A 14,480-nucleotide genomic window follows, 5' to 3' on the forward strand; every position below is an offset into this window, starting at 1 on the left:
AGGCGAGCGCCATGCGCCGGCCGGCGACGCGCGCCCGCCGACCGATCGCCGCCATCAATTCCGGCAGGGCATCGGCCTCGGCGAGGTCGGATCTCAGGTTCAGGACGGGCACGCTGGCGTCCTCGGTGTTCGGGGGCCGCAAAACCCGGCCCGACAGGGGGTGAGGCGGTATTTGCACATCGAGCGATGGAGCTACAAGTGCGCCGGCCCACCGAACGTGACAGAGATCACCCGGTTTTCGTGGTGACGATAATTGATCAGAATCAGTCCAGCCTAAAACAACGCCAGATCATCGCGGTGCACCATCCAGGCGCGGCCGGGATAGTTGAGCAAGTCCGGTATGCGCGCGCTCGGATGGCCGATGATCAGCGCCGCCTCGGCGCTGTCGTAGGCCACGAGGCCGCGGCCCAGAACGCGCCCGTCCGGATCCCGGATCAGCACCGCGTCGCCCCGGGAGAAACTGCCCTCGATCGCCCGGACGCCCACCGGCAGCAGGCTGGCCCCGCCGAGCAGCGCCTTGGCGGCCCCGGCATCGATGGTCAGCGTCCCGCGCGGCTCCAGGGAGCCGGCGATCCACGTCTTGCGTGCCGCGGTCGGGGTGGAGCCGGACAGGAACCACGTGCAGCGCGCGCCCTCCCGCACCGCCTTCAGGGGGTTCTTGCCCCGCCCGTCCGCGATGACGAGGTGCGTGCCCCCGGAGGCCGCGATCTTGGCCGCCTCGACCTTGGTCCGCATGCCGCCCCGGGACAGCTCCGAAGCGGGGCCGCCGGCCATCGCCTCGATCTCCGGGGTGATGCGCTCGACCATGGGCAGATGCCGCGCATCGGGATCCGACAGGGGCGGCGCGGTGTAAAGGCCGTCGATGTCCGAAAACAGCACCAGCACGTCGGCGTCGATCATGGTGGCGACCCGGGCGGCCAGCCGGTCGTTGTCGCCGTAGCGGATCTCGGAGGTCGCCACGGTGTCGTTCTCGTTGACCACCGGGACGGCGCGCATCTCCAGGAGCTTCAGCACGGTGGCCCGGGCGTTGAGGTAGCGGCGGCGCTCCTCGGTGTCCTGCGGGGTCACCAGGATCTGGCCGGCCACGATGCCGTGATGCCCGAGCGCCTCGGCCCAATGCCGGGCCAGGGTGATCTGCCCCACGGAGGCCGCGCCCTGGCTCTCTTCCAGCCGCAGGATCCCCGGCGGCAGGCCCAGCACCGTCCGGCCGAGCGCGATGCTGCCGGAGGACACGACCAGCACGTCGACGCCGCGCCCATGCAACTCCGCGATGTCCTCGGCCAGAGCCGCCAACCAGGCATGGCGCAGCCGGCCAGCCTTGCGATCGACCAGAAGGGACGACCCGACCTTGATGACGATGCGGCGGAATTCTTCGAGGGCCGGGATCATTGTTCTTCGCAGAGACGAGGCATCGGGTGCGGTTTGGACGAAGGATGCGCGGTTGCAGCGGCGGTTCTGCGAGGGCGTCCACAGGCGAGCGTGGACAATCTCAAGGCGATGGCCTGTAAGCCAGCACGATCAACTCGTCGAAGATTCGCCCCTCCGACTCCTCGAGCGCGATCGCCACGAGGGCGGAACTGTCCAGCGCAATCATGCCGGCAGGCCGTTCCAGTCGTAGAGCCATCCGTGATCGTTGAAGGCTCCGGGAATGATATGCTGGTGGGCCTCGGCCACCAGGGCGCGGATTGCGTCGAGTTCGGCCTGTCTCCCGGGTTCGAGGGTGCTTTCCGGCGCCTTGCTGCGGTGGAGGTCGTGAAGAGCCTTCGCGACCGCTTCGTCGAGCGAGGTCCCAAGCCGTCCAGCACTATCGCGGGCCAGCTGAAAATCCTCGTCGCGAATCGTCACTTGCTGCGTCATCGGAATCTTTCCGAGATCAACTTAACCGGTGGGTCCCGCCCCGTCACTCACGGCTCCCAAGCCACGACGGGCCGGGCATTCGCCTCCTCAGCCATGCGCGCATCGATCTCGGTCTGGATCGCCCGGAGCGCCTCCGGGACGCCCTTACGGCTGGCCGACGACAGCACCAGCGGCGCCCGGCCGGCGGCGCGCTTCAGCTTGGCGACCTGGCTCTTGAGCGTTTCCGCATCCAGTGCGTCGGCCTTCGAGAGCGCCACGATCTCGGGCTTGTCGGCCAGGCCGTTGCCGTAGGCTTCGATCTCGCCGCGGACCAGCTTGTAGGTCTTGCCGGCATGCTCGGTGGTGCCGTCGACCAAGTGCAGCAGCACCCGGCAACGCTCGACATGGGCCAGGAACTTGTCGCCCAACCCGACGCCCTCGTGGGCGCCCTCGATCAGGCCCGGGATGTCGGCGAGCACGAACTCGCGGTTGTCCGAGCGGACAACGCCCAGGCCCGGATGCAGGGTGGTGAACGGATAGTCGGCGATCTTCGGCTTGGCCGCGGTGACGCTCGCCAGGAAGGTCGACTTGCCGGCATTGGGCAGGCCGACCAGGCCGGCATCTGCGATCAGCTTGAGCCGCAGCCAGATCCACATCTCCTGGCCCTCGAGACCCGGATTGGCGTGCTTGGGCGCGCGGTTCGTGGAGGTGGTGAAGTAGGCGTTGCCGAAGCCGCCGTTCCCGCCCTTGGCGAGTCGGATCTTCTGGCCGACCTCGGTGAGGTCGGCGATCAGGATCTCGCCGTCCTCGGCGAAGATCTGCGTGCCGGCCGGGACCTTCAGAACCACATCGGAGCCGTTGGCGCCGTGGCAGTTCGAGCCCATGCCGTGCTCGCCCTTCTTAGCCTTGAAGTGCTGCTGATAACGGTAGTCGATCAGGGTGTTGAGCCCCTCGACGCACTCGACCCAGACGTCGCCGCCGCGGCCGCCGTCGCCGCCGTTCGGGCCGCCGAACTCGATGAACTTCTCCCGCCGGAACGAGACGCAGCCGGGACCGCCGTCACCGGAGCGGACATAGACCTTGGCTTCGTCGAGGAATTTCACGGTGCATCTCGTCGCTGGCTAGCCTCGGCAACCCGGGGGGCGTCGAGGCATAGAGTGGGTGCGTCGGACTGTTCGACGCCGCGCCCGGCCCCTCCCTTCGGGGAGGCCGGAACGCTGTGATTCAGGACGCCGCCGCGAGTTCCGCCGGGGAGTCGGAAGCCTCCACATGGGCCGCCCAGTCGTTGCGGTCGAGGCCGAAGAAGTCGACCTCCCGGTCGCCGCCGCGGGCCGGGCAGGCGCGCGGGCCGCGCCCGGTCATCCGGAAACCGACCTTTTCCAAGACACGCCGGGAGGCCGGGTTCGCCGGCAGGGCCGAAGCTTCGATCCGGCCCCCGCCCGCATAGGCGAAATAGGCATGGACCAGGGCCCGCGCGGCCTCGCCCATCAGGCCGTTGCCCCACCAGGGCCGGCCGAGCCAATATCCGAGATGCGGCTGCGTCCCACCACCTGAGATCCCGACCAGACCGATCAGGTTGGCCGGGGCCGACCGCTCGGTCAGCGCCAGCGTCAGGCCGCTGCCGTCGGTGTTGGCGACCCGCGTGCCGAGCAGGAACGCATCGACGGTGTGCCGGTCGAGCGGATGCGGGATTCGCGCGGTCATCTCGGCCACGGAACGGTCGCCCGCCAGCTTCAGGACCGCGTCCCTGTCCTTGGCGGTCGGCCAGCGCAGCCAAAGCCTGCGCGTCTCGATCCGGAAGACGTCGTCGCGGGTGAGATCGGGGAACATCATGCCCTCGCAGGGCGGCGTTCCCGGCTCCGGGACACCGCCTCAAGACGACGAAGGGGAGGATGGTGCCCCATCCTCCCCGGTGTTCCGTCCGATCCGTCCCGTCAGGGGCTCGGCATCGACGTCTCCGGTCCGGTGTGGGACACCGGGCGGGACGCCAGCTTCGCCGCTCGGGCGCCCGCCTGTTATTCCGCGGCCAGGGCCAGCGGGGTTACGGCTACGAACTCGCGCCCGCGGCGCGTCTCGAAGCGGACATGGCCCGGGACCAGCGCGAACAGCGTGTGGTCCTTGCCCATGCCGACATTGCTGCCGGGATGCCATTTCGTGCCGCGCTGGCGCACGATGATGTTGCCCGGGATCACGGCTTCCGAGCCGAACTTCTTGACGCCGAGACGACGGCCGGCCGAATCGCGGCCGTTGCGGGACGAGCCGCCTGCTTTCTTGTGTGCCATGGGATCTGCTCCGAATGCGTGTGGGTCGCGCGGATCGCGGGCCTACCGGGAGGCCCGCGCTCGATCACGCGGAGATGGCGGTGATGCGCACCACGGTGTGGTGCTGGCGGTGACCGCGCTTGCGGCGCGAGTTCTGGCGGCGGCGCTTCTTGAAGGCGATGACCTTCTTGTCGCGGCCGTGGCTCACGATCTCGCCCGTGACGCTGATGCCCGACAGGGTCGGCGCACCGACCTGCGTCGCGCCCGCACCGTCTGCGAACAGGAGGACCTCACCGAAGGTCACGGTTTCACCGGCCTCGCCCGGCAGGGTGGCGATGGTGATGGTGTCGTTGGCGGCGACGCGGTACTGCTTGCCGCCCGTCTTGATGACTGCGAACATCGTTGCTCTCGTGTTCTCGAACGGCCTCCGGGGCGGCTGCCCCTGGACCGGCTTCTTGTTTGAAGTCATTGCACGGGCGGACCCGGACAACGCGAAACGCGCGGACCTCGTCGAGGAGGCCGCGCGCCATGCCGGGTCAGTAGGGGCGGGGTGGCCCCGTGTCAATCCTGGACGGGATCAGCGGATCGGCGCGCCGGTTGCGAGAATGCCCTTGGCGACGCTGCCCTGGGGGCCGAATGCGGCGAGCGCCTGGCTGCACCATGCCTCCCGCCCGTCGGCGGCGAGCTGCTGCCGGACCTGCGTGGCCCGGGTCCGCAGTTTCTCCTGCAGGATGGCTTCCTGCGCGGCGCCGACCTTGGTGGCGAGCCGCAGGGTCGTGAGCTGCCCGGCCTTCACCTGGATGCCCGGACAGGCCTGCTCGGCGATGATGGTCGTGGCCGCCGCCTCGGCATAATTGTCGAGCGGAGAGGGCGCGGGCGGCGCAGGAATCTGCGCGCAGGCCGGACCCGCCAGCACCAGAACCGAGATCAGCCAAGCTCCACGCAACGCTCAGACCTCCATGGCAGCGGTTGGCGCGGCGAGCCCGGACGTATCCGGCGACCCGTCCGCGGCGAGGGCGCGACCCGGGCTGCCTATACCGGTGCGGGCGCCCGCGCCAACGCAAAGCCCGTCCGAATGCGCCGATCCGCCGGTCCGACGCTCCTGCCTGCAGCTCATGGGGCCGCCTTGAACTCGCCCTCGATGCGCAGCGAAACCTCGTCGCCCAGGGCCGGCAGGTAGGCGTTCACGCCGTAATCCGAGCGCTTCACCAGGGCGCGTCCGTCGAAGCCGACGGTGTATCGCTTGTCCACCGGGTGGATGCCCGCCTGGTTGAACGTCGCGTCGATCGCCAGCGGACGGGTGACGCCGCGCAGGGTCAGATCGCCGGTGATCCGCGCGGTGGTCGGGCTCGTCGGCTCCACCGCGGTAGCCGTGAAGGTGGCACTCGGGAACTTGGTCGTGTCGAAGAAGTCCGCCGCCGCCAGATGCTCGTTCAGGCGGCTGCTGCCCGTGCTGACCCCGCTGAGCGGGACGCTGACCTCCAGGCGGCTCTTGTCGGGTGCCTTCGGGTCGAGCGTGAGCGTGCCGGTCAGGCCGGTGAACTGCCCGTAATAGGTCGAGTAGCCCAGATGGCTCACCGACCACGTGACCTTGCCGTGATCCGGATCCAGGACGTAGGCGCCCGGCCGGACCTGGGTCGGGTCCTTGCTCGGCGCCGTGGCGGTCGGATCGTCCGCGGCCCGGGCGGGGCCGAGGCACAGAAGACCGATCAGGGCGAGAATGGGCGCGCGCATGGTCGTTTCCCCGCTCGTCCGGCCGGATCTCGATCGTCCTCAAGCCTGGCCGTCACGGCGACCCTGATTCCACGAAGTGCCCACGGGCTCAAGCGCGTCTGGCGGACGCGCCCCGGCTTCTATAGGCATCGCGACGACAGCGGACGGGCACAGAATGATCGGCAAGCTCAAGGGCGTGGTGGATTCGTTCGGCGAGGATTTCGTGATCCTCGACGTCTCCGGCGTCGGCTACATCGCGCATTGTTCCGCGCGCACGCTCCAGCGCATGCCGAAGGTCGGAGAGCCGGCGGACCTTTCGATCGAGACGCATGTCCGCGAGGACATGATCCGGCTCTACGGCTTCCGCTCGGATGCCGAGCGGGAGTGGTTCCGGCTTCTCCAGACCGTCCAGGGCGTCGGCGCCCGGGTCGCCCTGGCGATCCTGTCGGTGCTGGAACCCGATGCCCTGGCGAGCGCCATCGCCACCGGCGACAAGGGCACGATCAGCCGGGCGCCGGGCGTCGGGCCGCGGCTCGCCGCCCGGCTGACCGCCGAGCTGAAAGACAAGGCGCCCACCTTCGCACCGATCGACCCGGCCCTGGTCGCCCTCACCGGCGCCGTCGAGGAGGGCGCGGCGCCCAGGCCGGTGGCCGACGCGATCTCGGCGCTGGTCAATCTCGGCTATCCGCAGGTGCAGGCAGCCTCGGCCATCGCGGCGGCCCTCAAGGGGGCGGAAGAGGGGGCCGAGGCCAAGGTCCTGATTCGGCTCGGGCTGCGCGAACTCGCGCGCTGAGATCCGCCGGTCAGCGCCACCGCATCGGTTGATCAAGCGAGGACGATTCGATCGAATCGCTGTGATTTGCGCCGCCTTGACCAAAGCCGGCGTGGATGCCATCTCCCCGATGACCAGTAAGATATTGAAAAGCCTGCTACTTTTCAGTCGTTCTAATCTGGTAGGTCCGAAACGCCTCGCCCGACATGGTCGGGTTAGGCCCGAGGAAGACGGGTTCTGCAGCGCGCATGATCGTCTGTTCTTGCAACGTCCTGTCCGATGGCGCCGTTCGCAGCTGCCTGTTGCCCGGCCCGGGTTGTCCCCGCACCCCGGCGCAGGTCTACGCCTGCCTCGGCTGCAGCCCGAAATGCGGCCGCTGCGCCCGGACCATTCGGGAGATCATGCGCAGCGCGCTGGGAGAAGCGGCGGCGGCTCAGGGCAGCCATGAATGCTCCACGACTTGCGCTAGCGCTTGCAGTTTGGTCTTATTCCAAACTGCGGAGGACGGGATCACGGCGTGACGCCTAAGCCCCCCCGCTCGAAGAGCTGTTAGGAGTACGGGGGCCATGAAGGGCGACACCAAGGTCATCGAGTATCTGAATCGCGGCCTGAAGAGCGAGCTGACTGCAGTCAGCCAGTACTGGCTGCATTTCCGGATGCTCAATGACTGGGGCTATATCGATCTCGCCAAGTTCTGGCGCAAGGAATCGATCGAGGAGATGAACCACGCGGATCGATTCGTCGACCGGATCCTGTTCCTCGACGGATTCCCGAACCTGCAGGAGCTGGAGCCGCTGCGCATCGGCCAGACCGTGCAGGAGATCATCGAGTGCGATCTGGCCGCCGAGAACGGCGCCCGCAGCCTCTATCTCGAGGCCGCTCAGTACTGCGAATCGATCAACGAGCGCGTCTCGAAGAACCTGTTCGAGGATCTGGCCACGGACGAGGAAGGCCATATCGACTTCCTCGAGACCCAGCTCGAGCTGATCCGGCAGATCGGCCTGCCGCTCTACGCGCAGAAGCACATCGGCGGCCTCGAGGCGATCGCCCCCGAGAAGGCCTGAGCCGATCCGGGTTCCCGGGTCGCGCTCCTCGAAGCGGCGACGCGGGAACCCGACGGCCCTGCGCCGAGGTTGGGCCCATTGATGGCGCGCCCGGCATCGGCCAGGGTCGTCCGAGACGGAACGACGATAGGAACGACAGATGCGGCTCGTGGTGGTCGGCGCGGACGGGCGCATGGGGCGGATGTTGATCCGCGCGGTGTCCGAAGCCGAGGGGTGCACCCTGGCGGCGGCGATCGAGCGCGAGGGCTCGCCGGTCCTCGGCCAGGATGCCGGGCCGCTCGCCGGCCTCCCGCCCCTCGACGTGCCGGTGACCGACGACCCGTTGACCGCGTTCGCGACCGCCGACGGCGTGCTCGATTTCACGGCGCCGGCCGCCACCGTGCAATTCGCCGAGCTGGCCGCCCAGGCGCGCATCGTCCACGTGATCGGGACGACCGGCCTGTCCGACGACGACCTCGCGAAGCTGCAGGCTGCCGCCTACCACGCCCGCCTCGTGCGCTCCGGCAACATGTCGCTCGGCATCAACCTAATGGCCGAGTTGGTCCGCCGGGTCGCCAAGGCGCTGGGCGACGAGTTCGACATCGAGATCACCGAGATGCACCACCGGATGAAGGTGGACGCGCCCTCCGGTACGGCGTTGCTCCTGGGCGAGGCCGCCGCCGAGGGGCGGGGGGTCGACCTCAAAAACGTGCGGGTCTCGACCCGGGACGGGCATACGGGCGCCCGTAAGCCGGGCGACATCGGCTTCGCCACGTTGCGGGGCGGCTCCGTGGTCGGCGACCACAGCGTAATCTTCGCCGGCGCCGGCGAGAGCCTGACCATCAGCCACCACGCCGCCGACCGCGGGTTGTTCGCCGCCGGCGCCGTGAAGGCCGCCCTCTGGGCGCACCCGAAGCCGCCGGGTCTCTACTCGATGGCGGATGTGCTCGGGCTATAGACCAGCATCAAGGAATACGACCGTCCGATGGAGCGCCTGCTCGTCCTCGCTCGCCACGGCCAGAGCGAATGGAACCTCAAGAACCTGTTCACCGGCTGGCGCGATCCGGGGCTGACCGAACGGGGCGTCGCCGAGGCGCAGGCCGCGGGACGGGCGCTCCGGCGCGCGGGCTACGGATTCGACGTCGCCTTCACGTCCGAACTCGTCCGGGCCCAGCACACCTGCGCACTGATGCTGGAGGCGATGGGCGTTTCGGACATCGAGGTCGTGCGCGCCCAGGCGCTGAACGAGCGTGATTACGGCGACCTGGCCGGCCTCAACAAGGACGATGCCATCGCCAGGTGGGGTGAGGCGCAGGTCCACAACTGGCGGCGCTCCTACGACATCCGGCCGCCCGGGGGTGAGAGCCTCAAGGACACGGCGGCCCGGGTGCTGCCCTTCTACATCGAGACGATCCTGCCGCGGGTGATGGCCGGCCAGCGGGTGCTGGTCGCAGCCCACGGCAATTCCCTGCGGTCCCTGGTGATGGTGCTCGACCACCTGGGGCCGGACACCGTCGCCAACCTGGAGATCAGGACCGGCGAGCCGCTGATCTACCGGCTCGACGCCACCACCACGGTGGCCTCCAAGGATATCTTGACCCGCGACCTCGCGGCGGGTGTCTGATTGCCGACCGAGCTCGCGCCTGGGCTGATCCTCCACGCGGGATTCCTGGACATGGCCGCCCGCACGCGCCTCGCCGCCGAGGTCGCGGCTGTCCTGTCCGCCGCGCCGCCCGTCACCCCGTCCATGCCGCGGACGGGGAAACCGTTCTCCGTCCGGATGTCGAATGCCGGCCCGCTCGGCTGGGTGTCCGACCGTCACGGATACCGGTACCAGCCGACCCATCCCGGCACTGGCGCGCCGTGGCCGCCGATCCCGCCGACCGCCCTGGTCGCCTGGGAAGCGCTCGCCGGCTTCCCGGCGTCGCCGGAGGCCTGCCTGATCAATCTTTACGGCCCCGGCGCCCGCATGGGCCTGCACCAGGACCGTGACGAGGCCGACTTTTCCGCTCCGGTGCTGTCCCTGTCCTTGGGGGCGGAGGCGCTGTTCCGCTACGGCGGCCTCCAACGCTCGGACCCGACGCGCTCGGTACGCCTTCGGCCCGGCGACGCCCTGGTCATCGGCGGCGCCTCGCGTCTGATCCACCACGGGATCGACCGCCTCTACCCGGACGACGGCCTGCTCGCCGAGAACCCGCAGCCGGGCTTCCTGCCGGCGGGCGGGCGCTGCAACCTGACGCTGCGCCGGGTCGGCGCGCCGCCGACGTGACGGCGCGGCAACGGATCTCCCGATCTCCTGATCCCGCAGGCGCTTGACACCGGCTGCCCGCCGTCGGACCCATCGCACAAGGCGAGCCTATGTGGGCTTTGGCTTGAGGAGAACCGGTTTCCGATGCTGGTGGGTAACCTGACGCTGCGTCTCGGGCGGGTTCTGTCCCTGGCCGTCCTGCTGGCCGGACTCGGCTCCGTGGCGCAGGCCGCCGAACCGGTCTTCCCGCCGGGCTCCCGGTTCGGCTTCGAACCGCCGGCCGACATGTCGCTGTCGCGGCGCTTCTCGGGTTTCGAGCGCAAGGAGGGCGGCGCCACCGTTTCGGTGGTGGAGTTGCCGCCGAACGCGTTCGCGGAACTCGTGAGCGGCTTCACCGACGCGAACCTGCTCAGCCAGGGCTTCGCGGTGGAGAAACGCGAAGAGGTCAAGATCGGCGACAACGAAGGTATGCTCTACACCGGCGAGCAGCCCGCCGACCCGAACGCCACCGCGCCGGCGATCCGCAAGTGGATCCTCGTGGTAGGTACGCCCTCCGTGACCGGCCTGATCATCGCGCAGGCGCTTCCGGATGCGGAGACCGAGGAGACGATGCGCAAGCTGGTGACCGGCGTCACCCTGCGCCCGGCCCTGACACTGACCCAGCAGGTCGACGCGCTGCCCTTCCGCATCGGCGACATGGCCGGGTTCCGGCCGGTGCGCGTGATGGCGGGCAATTCGGTCCTGCTCACCGCGGGTCCGAAGGACCAGATGCAGAACCTGGAACAGCCGATCCTGGTCCTCGCCCAAGCCGTCCAGCAGCCACCCACCGCCGAGCAGCGGGACGGCTTCGCCCGGGCGGCCCTGGCCTCCAACCAGACCATGAAGGACTTCGTGATCGAGCGCGCGCAGAGCTACCGCTCGAACGGAGTCGACTGGCACGAGATCGTCGCCCGGGCCGTCGACATGCCCACCAACGTGCCCGTGGTCGTCTCGCAGACGATCCGATTCAACCCGGACGGCTATCTGCGGGCCCTGGGCGTGGTCCGAGAGGACCAGCGGACCGGCGTGCTCGCCAAGTTCCGCACCGTCGTCGACAGCGTGCAGGTCAAGTAGTCCGCGCGGCGCCGATGCAGGCAGAGGCGATCATCCTGATGTCTCAGTCTCCCCCCGCATCCTGAGGCGCCCGGCGGTAAACGATCTTTGGGCCTCGATCAGAGGGCTTCTGGGATCACGGGTCCGGCTGGATGGATTCTGCGAAGCCCGCTTCGCCCGCACCCCCGGATGTGGGGGCGCGTGGTAAAAGCCCCGCAAAAACGAAAAACGCGGACCCGAGGGCCCGCGCTTCGCAACTCTCAAAAAATGCGTCCGGCTTAGTAGGGGCGGCCGTAGAGCGGCGAGGTCGGATCGATCCGATCGACAAAGGACAGATCGACATTCCGGACTGCCGAGGAGCGCGCACCGATGAACGGGCCGTTGGTGATCGGATCGGGCAGCAATCCGCTGTCGAAGCGATCGTTGCGACCATAGACCGGCGTCAGCTGGTTCGAGGCGGCGATCAGGTAGGGGTTCAGGGCCGGGTTCCGCGAACCACCGGCGCCCGGAACGTTCGAGGTCAGCGGCACGTTGCCGGCGTCGAGCCAGCTGCGCGGGCGGACGCGGATCGGGAGCGGACGGCTGACGCTGTAGACGCGGCCCGGGCCGAAACCCTCCTGGGCCTGGGCGGGCGCGGACGCCAGGGCGCCGAAGCCGGTGGCGGCGATGACGCCGAGAAGAGCGATCTTAAGCGAGCGCATGGCCAACCTTGTCTGTGAGTGCCACCAGTATGGCGACCGAAGCTTAACAGTTCGCCGCCTTTGATAGAACGACGCTTGAGTGGGGCTGTGGTTCCATGAAAATGGCCGAGCTTCGGGGATTTGCCGTATTCTGGCCTCATTTTTTCGTGCGCGCCCGCCGGTGACCGATCGAACCGGTCGGATCGGAGGCGTCCGCCACCGTCGCCACGCTGCATCCGCGGTCGGGGCGGGGAGCCAGGAACGCCGCGGTCGCGTCGGGATCGGCCGGATCGTCGAGGCTGAGCGCGTCGATCATGCAGCCCAGCGCGCGCTCTTCGGGGGGATGACCGAGCGGGGCACAGAGCCAGCCGTCGAGGCGGAACGTCCGGTCGCGGGTGACGAAGCCGGTGCGCAGCACGGCCGGCCCCGGCGTCTCCAGGAGCAGCAGCATCCGGGCCGCGACGCCACCGTCCAGGGGATCGGGCACCGGAACCGCCGCGCCCCGCTCGGCGGCGATCCGGTCGGCCAGCGCGCGGATCGGGGCGATGTGCGGCGCATCGATCAGGGCCCGACGGGCCGCGAGCGCCGCCGGGTCGGCGAGGGATTTGGGAGCCTGCGGCTCAGGCGGCATCGAGGCCGGGGATCGGGGCGGCGAGACGGCCGGCGAGGCGGAAGCGCTCGATCCCCTCCTCCCGGGCGAGCCGCGCGTCGAGGCCGGCCGGACCGCCGAACTGGAACCCGATCTGGCTCCCATAGGCCGCGCAGGCGGCGCGCTTGCGCGCCTGGGCCTCCGGATCCAGCGTCATCCGGTGCGACGGCAACCCGGCGAACAGCTCGGCCAGGGGCTCCCGGGGTGCGGCCTCGCGGACCGTGTAGGGAAAGTCGCGCCACCACAGGATCGGGGGCGGCCCGTCGAGGCTGCGGAGCGCCCGGACGGCCTGGACGTGGTCGACATGGCCGCCGATGGCCTGCGGGGCGAGGACGAGAGCAGGCCTTTCCGCGGCGATCAGCGCGGCCAAAGCCGGCGCCAGGTCTGCCGCGATGCCGTCATCGACGCGCGTCTGCGAGAACAGCTCCGGCGCGGAACCGTAGCCCCGGTGCGGCGCCTCGCGGAACGGCAGGTGCCGGGGCGGTGCGATCCCGAGTTCGGCCGCGGCCCGCACGTCCTCGGCCCGGCGCAGGGCCATGTAGTCGACCTCCGCCGGCAGCCCCTTGTCGAGCTGGCAGGCCAGCGCGAACCCCGTCGGATCGGCGACGCTGGCGGTGAACAGCGTGGCCATCACCACGTGCCAGCCCTCCCGGGCGAGGCTCGCGAGCAGGCCGCCGCAGGAGAAGGCCGCGTCATCGAGATGGGGCGAGAGGGCGAGGGCGGTGGGCACGCGGCGGGGCTTCCTGCGTCAGAGGAGGTGCGGCTCGGTGCGGAAGCGGCAGGTGGGATCTTCGGGCAGGTCGACGGAGAAATCCGTGGCCGGGCGCTCATGCCGAACGCCGCCGTAGACCTCCATGATCTGCCGGCCGACGGCGCTCCAGGAATAGACCCGGCGGCATTCCTCGAGGCCGGCCGTGGCCAGACCGCGGCGCAGCTCCGCGTCGGTGACGACCCGGGTCAGTGCGGCGGCGAGGGCCGGAACGTCGCCCGGATCGACCATCAGGCCGTTCTCGCCGTCGCGCAGGCAGTCCGAGACCCCGACCGCGTGGCAGGAGACCACCGCGAGCCCCGCCGCCATCGCCTCCAGGATCGTGTTGGAGAACCCCTCCGCGTAGGTCGGCGAGACGAACACGTCGGCCCGGCGGTAGAGGTCCGGCACGTGGCCGTATTCGGCATAGCCGGTGAAGGCGATGTCCCGCGGCGCGAAGGCGAGGTCCGCGGCCAGCGCCTGGGCGGGATCCACGTCCGGTCCGATGCCCGAGATCGTGGCGGCGAACGGCGTGCCCTGCGCGCGCAGGATCGCCAGGGCGTTGATGAAGTCGAGCACGCCTTTCCGGCGGTCGACCCGGCCGTGGTAGAACAGCCGGACCGGGCCGGCATGCGGCGTCGGCAGGCCGTCGGGCGTCCCTTGCGCGAAGCGGTCGGTGTCCACCGCGCCGGGCACGATCGTGAACCGGGCCGGATCGGAGCCGAGGCGCTCGCAGACCTCGTCCACGAAGGACGCACCGCCGATCAGCAGGGCGTTGGCATGGGCCAGGACCTCGCACATCGCCACCCGGTGCGTCTCGCAGCAGGAGCCGACCCAGTGGCCGTCGCCGCCCTGGATCGAGACCACGCTCGGCACCCCGAGCTTTCGGGCGGCGAGCAGGACCGCCCAGCCGGTGGGATAGCCGTACTGCGCGTGCAGCACGTCGAAGGGCGTGCGCGCATGCTCCCGCTCGATCGCCTCGACCATGGTTGCGATGTCGCGCTCGAAATCGCCCGCCTGCTGCTCGCCGAGCTGCTCCAGGCCGATCACCCGCACGCCGGGCACGGGCGGCGGCGGGCCGCCGCCATAGACCCGGGTCCCGAAGGCGTCGCCCCGGTACTGGGAGATCATCGTCACGTCATGGCCGGCGCCGACCAGCTCGCGCAGCAGGTTCTGGGCGTAGACGCTCATGCCCGAAATCGCCGGGAAGTAGCGGCGGCTGAGGAAGAGGATTCTCATTGGGGGACGCTTTTCAACGAGACACAGGACGCACGCGGCTGCCCCCTCTCCCGTGCGGGCGGGTGGATTCGCGCATCGCGACACGACGGGTTCTCGGCTGCAACGGACGTCGCATCGCAGCAGCCACGCGCTCTCCCTCCCCCCTCTGCGGGGGAGGGTGGCCCCCGGAGGGGGTCGGGAGAGGGGAGCGACGGTGCAG

At 69.8% G+C, this 14,480-nt stretch carries 19 protein-coding genes; 7 read left to right on the forward strand and 12 right to left on the reverse strand.

The window, feature by feature from the left end:
* Positions 1-273: 273 nt before the first annotated feature.
* From proB to FV228_RS08355, 8 genes are all read right to left on the reverse strand, one after another.
* Positions 274-1,389, reverse strand: coding sequence for a glutamate 5-kinase (gene proB, locus FV228_RS08315; protein ID WP_147854178.1), 1,116 nt, complete (start codon positions 1,387-1,389; stop codon positions 274-276).
* 201 nt (positions 1,390-1,590) lie between these two features.
* Positions 1,591-1,857, reverse strand: coding sequence for a hypothetical protein (locus tag FV228_RS08325; protein WP_147854179.1), 267 nt, complete (start codon positions 1,855-1,857; stop codon positions 1,591-1,593).
* A 47-nt stretch (positions 1,858-1,904) separates the two neighbouring features.
* On the reverse strand, positions 1,905-2,939 hold the full coding sequence (obgE, locus tag FV228_RS08330; RefSeq protein WP_147854180.1) for a GTPase ObgE: 1,035 nt from the start codon (positions 2,937-2,939) through the stop codon (positions 1,905-1,907).
* A 121-nt stretch (positions 2,940-3,060) separates the two neighbouring features.
* Positions 3,061-3,666, reverse strand: coding sequence for a GNAT family N-acetyltransferase (locus tag FV228_RS08335; protein WP_147854195.1), 606 nt, complete (start codon positions 3,664-3,666; stop codon positions 3,061-3,063).
* A 185-nt stretch (positions 3,667-3,851) separates the two neighbouring features.
* Positions 3,852-4,118 carry a 50S ribosomal protein L27 gene (gene rpmA, locus FV228_RS08340; RefSeq protein ID WP_147854181.1) on the reverse strand — a complete coding sequence of 89 codons (267 nt, stop codon included), beginning with the start codon at positions 4,116-4,118 and terminating at the stop codon, positions 3,852-3,854.
* Positions 4,119-4,182: 64 nt separating this feature from the next.
* Complete coding sequence (gene rplU, locus FV228_RS08345) at positions 4,183-4,497, reverse strand: 50S ribosomal protein L21 (RefSeq protein WP_147854182.1); 315 nt, start codon at positions 4,495-4,497, stop codon at positions 4,183-4,185.
* Positions 4,498-4,674: 177 nt separating this feature from the next.
* Positions 4,675-5,043, reverse strand: coding sequence for a hypothetical protein (locus FV228_RS08350; protein ID WP_147854183.1), 369 nt, complete (start codon positions 5,041-5,043; stop codon positions 4,675-4,677).
* Between the two features lie 167 nt (positions 5,044-5,210).
* A complete protein-coding gene (locus FV228_RS08355; RefSeq protein WP_147854184.1) occupies positions 5,211-5,831 on the reverse strand; it encodes a YceI family protein in 621 nt (206 codons plus the stop codon).
* A gap of 154 nt (positions 5,832-5,985) precedes the next feature.
* Here FV228_RS08355 and ruvA point away from each other — a divergent pair, with 154 nt between their 5' ends.
* The 7 genes from ruvA to FV228_RS08390 all read left to right on the forward strand — a co-directional run bounded on the left by ruvA (position 5,986) and on the right by FV228_RS08390 (position 10,986).
* Positions 5,986-6,603 (forward strand): Holliday junction branch migration protein RuvA, encoded by a 618-nt coding sequence (gene ruvA / locus FV228_RS08360; RefSeq protein ID WP_147854185.1) that lies wholly within the window; start codon positions 5,986-5,988, stop codon positions 6,601-6,603.
* Positions 6,604-6,830: 227 nt separating this feature from the next.
* Entirely contained in the window at positions 6,831-7,103 is a 273-nt protein-coding gene (locus FV228_RS34090; protein ID WP_147854186.1) for a (2Fe-2S)-binding protein, read from the forward strand.
* Between the two features lie 45 nt (positions 7,104-7,148).
* A complete protein-coding gene (bfr, locus tag FV228_RS08370) occupies positions 7,149-7,646 on the forward strand; it encodes a bacterioferritin (RefSeq protein WP_147854187.1) in 498 nt (165 codons plus the stop codon).
* A gap of 139 nt (positions 7,647-7,785) precedes the next feature.
* Positions 7,786-8,583, forward strand: coding sequence for a 4-hydroxy-tetrahydrodipicolinate reductase (gene dapB, locus FV228_RS08375; protein ID WP_147854188.1), 798 nt, complete (start codon positions 7,786-7,788; stop codon positions 8,581-8,583).
* 27 nt (positions 8,584-8,610) lie between these two features.
* The gene (locus tag FV228_RS08380) at positions 8,611-9,249 is read left to right on the forward strand and encodes a 2,3-bisphosphoglycerate-dependent phosphoglycerate mutase (RefSeq protein ID WP_147854189.1); all 639 of its coding nucleotides are present in this window, start codon (positions 8,611-8,613) and stop codon (positions 9,247-9,249) included.
* A complete protein-coding gene (locus tag FV228_RS08385) occupies positions 9,250-9,894 on the forward strand; it encodes an alpha-ketoglutarate-dependent dioxygenase AlkB (protein WP_147854190.1) in 645 nt (214 codons plus the stop codon).
* Between the two features lie 123 nt (positions 9,895-10,017).
* Positions 10,018-10,986 (forward strand): hypothetical protein, encoded by a 969-nt coding sequence (locus tag FV228_RS08390; protein WP_147854191.1) that lies wholly within the window; start codon positions 10,018-10,020, stop codon positions 10,984-10,986.
* A gap of 257 nt (positions 10,987-11,243) precedes the next feature.
* Here the strand turns inward: FV228_RS08390 and FV228_RS08395 are convergent, their stop codons facing one another.
* The 4 genes from FV228_RS08395 to FV228_RS08410 all read right to left on the reverse strand — a co-directional run bounded on the left by FV228_RS08395 (position 11,244) and on the right by FV228_RS08410 (position 14,281).
* A complete protein-coding gene (locus FV228_RS08395) occupies positions 11,244-11,666 on the reverse strand; it encodes a hypothetical protein (protein WP_147854192.1) in 423 nt (140 codons plus the stop codon).
* Between the two features lie 136 nt (positions 11,667-11,802).
* On the reverse strand, positions 11,803-12,276 hold the full coding sequence (locus FV228_RS34095) for a hypothetical protein (protein ID WP_246693866.1): 474 nt from the start codon (positions 12,274-12,276) through the stop codon (positions 11,803-11,805).
* Positions 12,266-13,024 carry a PIG-L family deacetylase gene (locus FV228_RS08405; RefSeq protein WP_147854193.1) on the reverse strand — a complete coding sequence of 253 codons (759 nt, stop codon included), beginning with the start codon at positions 13,022-13,024 and terminating at the stop codon, positions 12,266-12,268. The genes FV228_RS34095 and FV228_RS08405 overlap by 11 nt, the downstream gene beginning before the upstream one ends.
* A gap of 18 nt (positions 13,025-13,042) precedes the next feature.
* Complete coding sequence (locus tag FV228_RS08410; RefSeq protein WP_147854194.1) at positions 13,043-14,281, reverse strand: glycosyltransferase family 4 protein; 1,239 nt, start codon at positions 14,279-14,281, stop codon at positions 13,043-13,045.
* Between the last annotated feature and the right edge of the window lie 199 nt (positions 14,282-14,480).

The sequence above is a fragment of the Methylobacterium sp. WL18 genome (genome assembly GCF_008040015.1).
Taxonomy (GTDB): Bacteria; Pseudomonadota; Alphaproteobacteria; order Rhizobiales; family Beijerinckiaceae; genus Methylobacterium; species Methylobacterium mesophilicum.

Coding starts and splice junctions, on each gene's coding strand:
- FV228_RS34090 (WP_147854186.1), top strand. CDS start 6,831: ATGATCGTCTGTTCTTGCAACGTCCTGTCCGATGGCGCCGTTCGCAGC.
- FV228_RS08410 (WP_147854194.1), bottom strand. CDS start 14,281: ATGAGAATCCTCTTCCTCAGCCGCCGCTACTTCCCGGCGATTTCGGGC.
- FV228_RS08395 (WP_147854192.1), bottom strand. CDS start 11,666: ATGCGCTCGCTTAAGATCGCTCTTCTCGGCGTCATCGCCGCCACCGGC.
- dapB (WP_147854188.1), top strand. CDS start 7,786: ATGCGGCTCGTGGTGGTCGGCGCGGACGGGCGCATGGGGCGGATGTTG.
- rplU (WP_147854182.1), bottom strand. CDS start 4,497: ATGTTCGCAGTCATCAAGACGGGCGGCAAGCAGTACCGCGTCGCCGCC.
- FV228_RS08325 (WP_147854179.1), bottom strand. CDS start 1,857: ATGACGCAGCAAGTGACGATTCGCGACGAGGATTTTCAGCTGGCCCGC.
- bfr (WP_147854187.1), top strand. CDS start 7,149: ATGAAGGGCGACACCAAGGTCATCGAGTATCTGAATCGCGGCCTGAAG.
- proB (WP_147854178.1), bottom strand. CDS start 1,389: ATGATCCCGGCCCTCGAAGAATTCCGCCGCATCGTCATCAAGGTCGGG.
- FV228_RS08380 (WP_147854189.1), top strand. CDS start 8,611: ATGGAGCGCCTGCTCGTCCTCGCTCGCCACGGCCAGAGCGAATGGAAC.
- FV228_RS08390 (WP_147854191.1), top strand. CDS start 10,018: ATGCTGGTGGGTAACCTGACGCTGCGTCTCGGGCGGGTTCTGTCCCTG.
- FV228_RS08355 (WP_147854184.1), bottom strand. CDS start 5,831: ATGCGCGCGCCCATTCTCGCCCTGATCGGTCTTCTGTGCCTCGGCCCC.
- rpmA (WP_147854181.1), bottom strand. CDS start 4,118: ATGGCACACAAGAAAGCAGGCGGCTCGTCCCGCAACGGCCGCGATTCG.
- ruvA (WP_147854185.1), top strand. CDS start 5,986: ATGATCGGCAAGCTCAAGGGCGTGGTGGATTCGTTCGGCGAGGATTTC.
- FV228_RS08335 (WP_147854195.1), bottom strand. CDS start 3,666: ATGTTCCCCGATCTCACCCGCGACGACGTCTTCCGGATCGAGACGCGC.
- FV228_RS34095 (WP_246693866.1), bottom strand. CDS start 12,276: ATGCCGCCTGAGCCGCAGGCTCCCAAATCCCTCGCCGACCCGGCGGCG.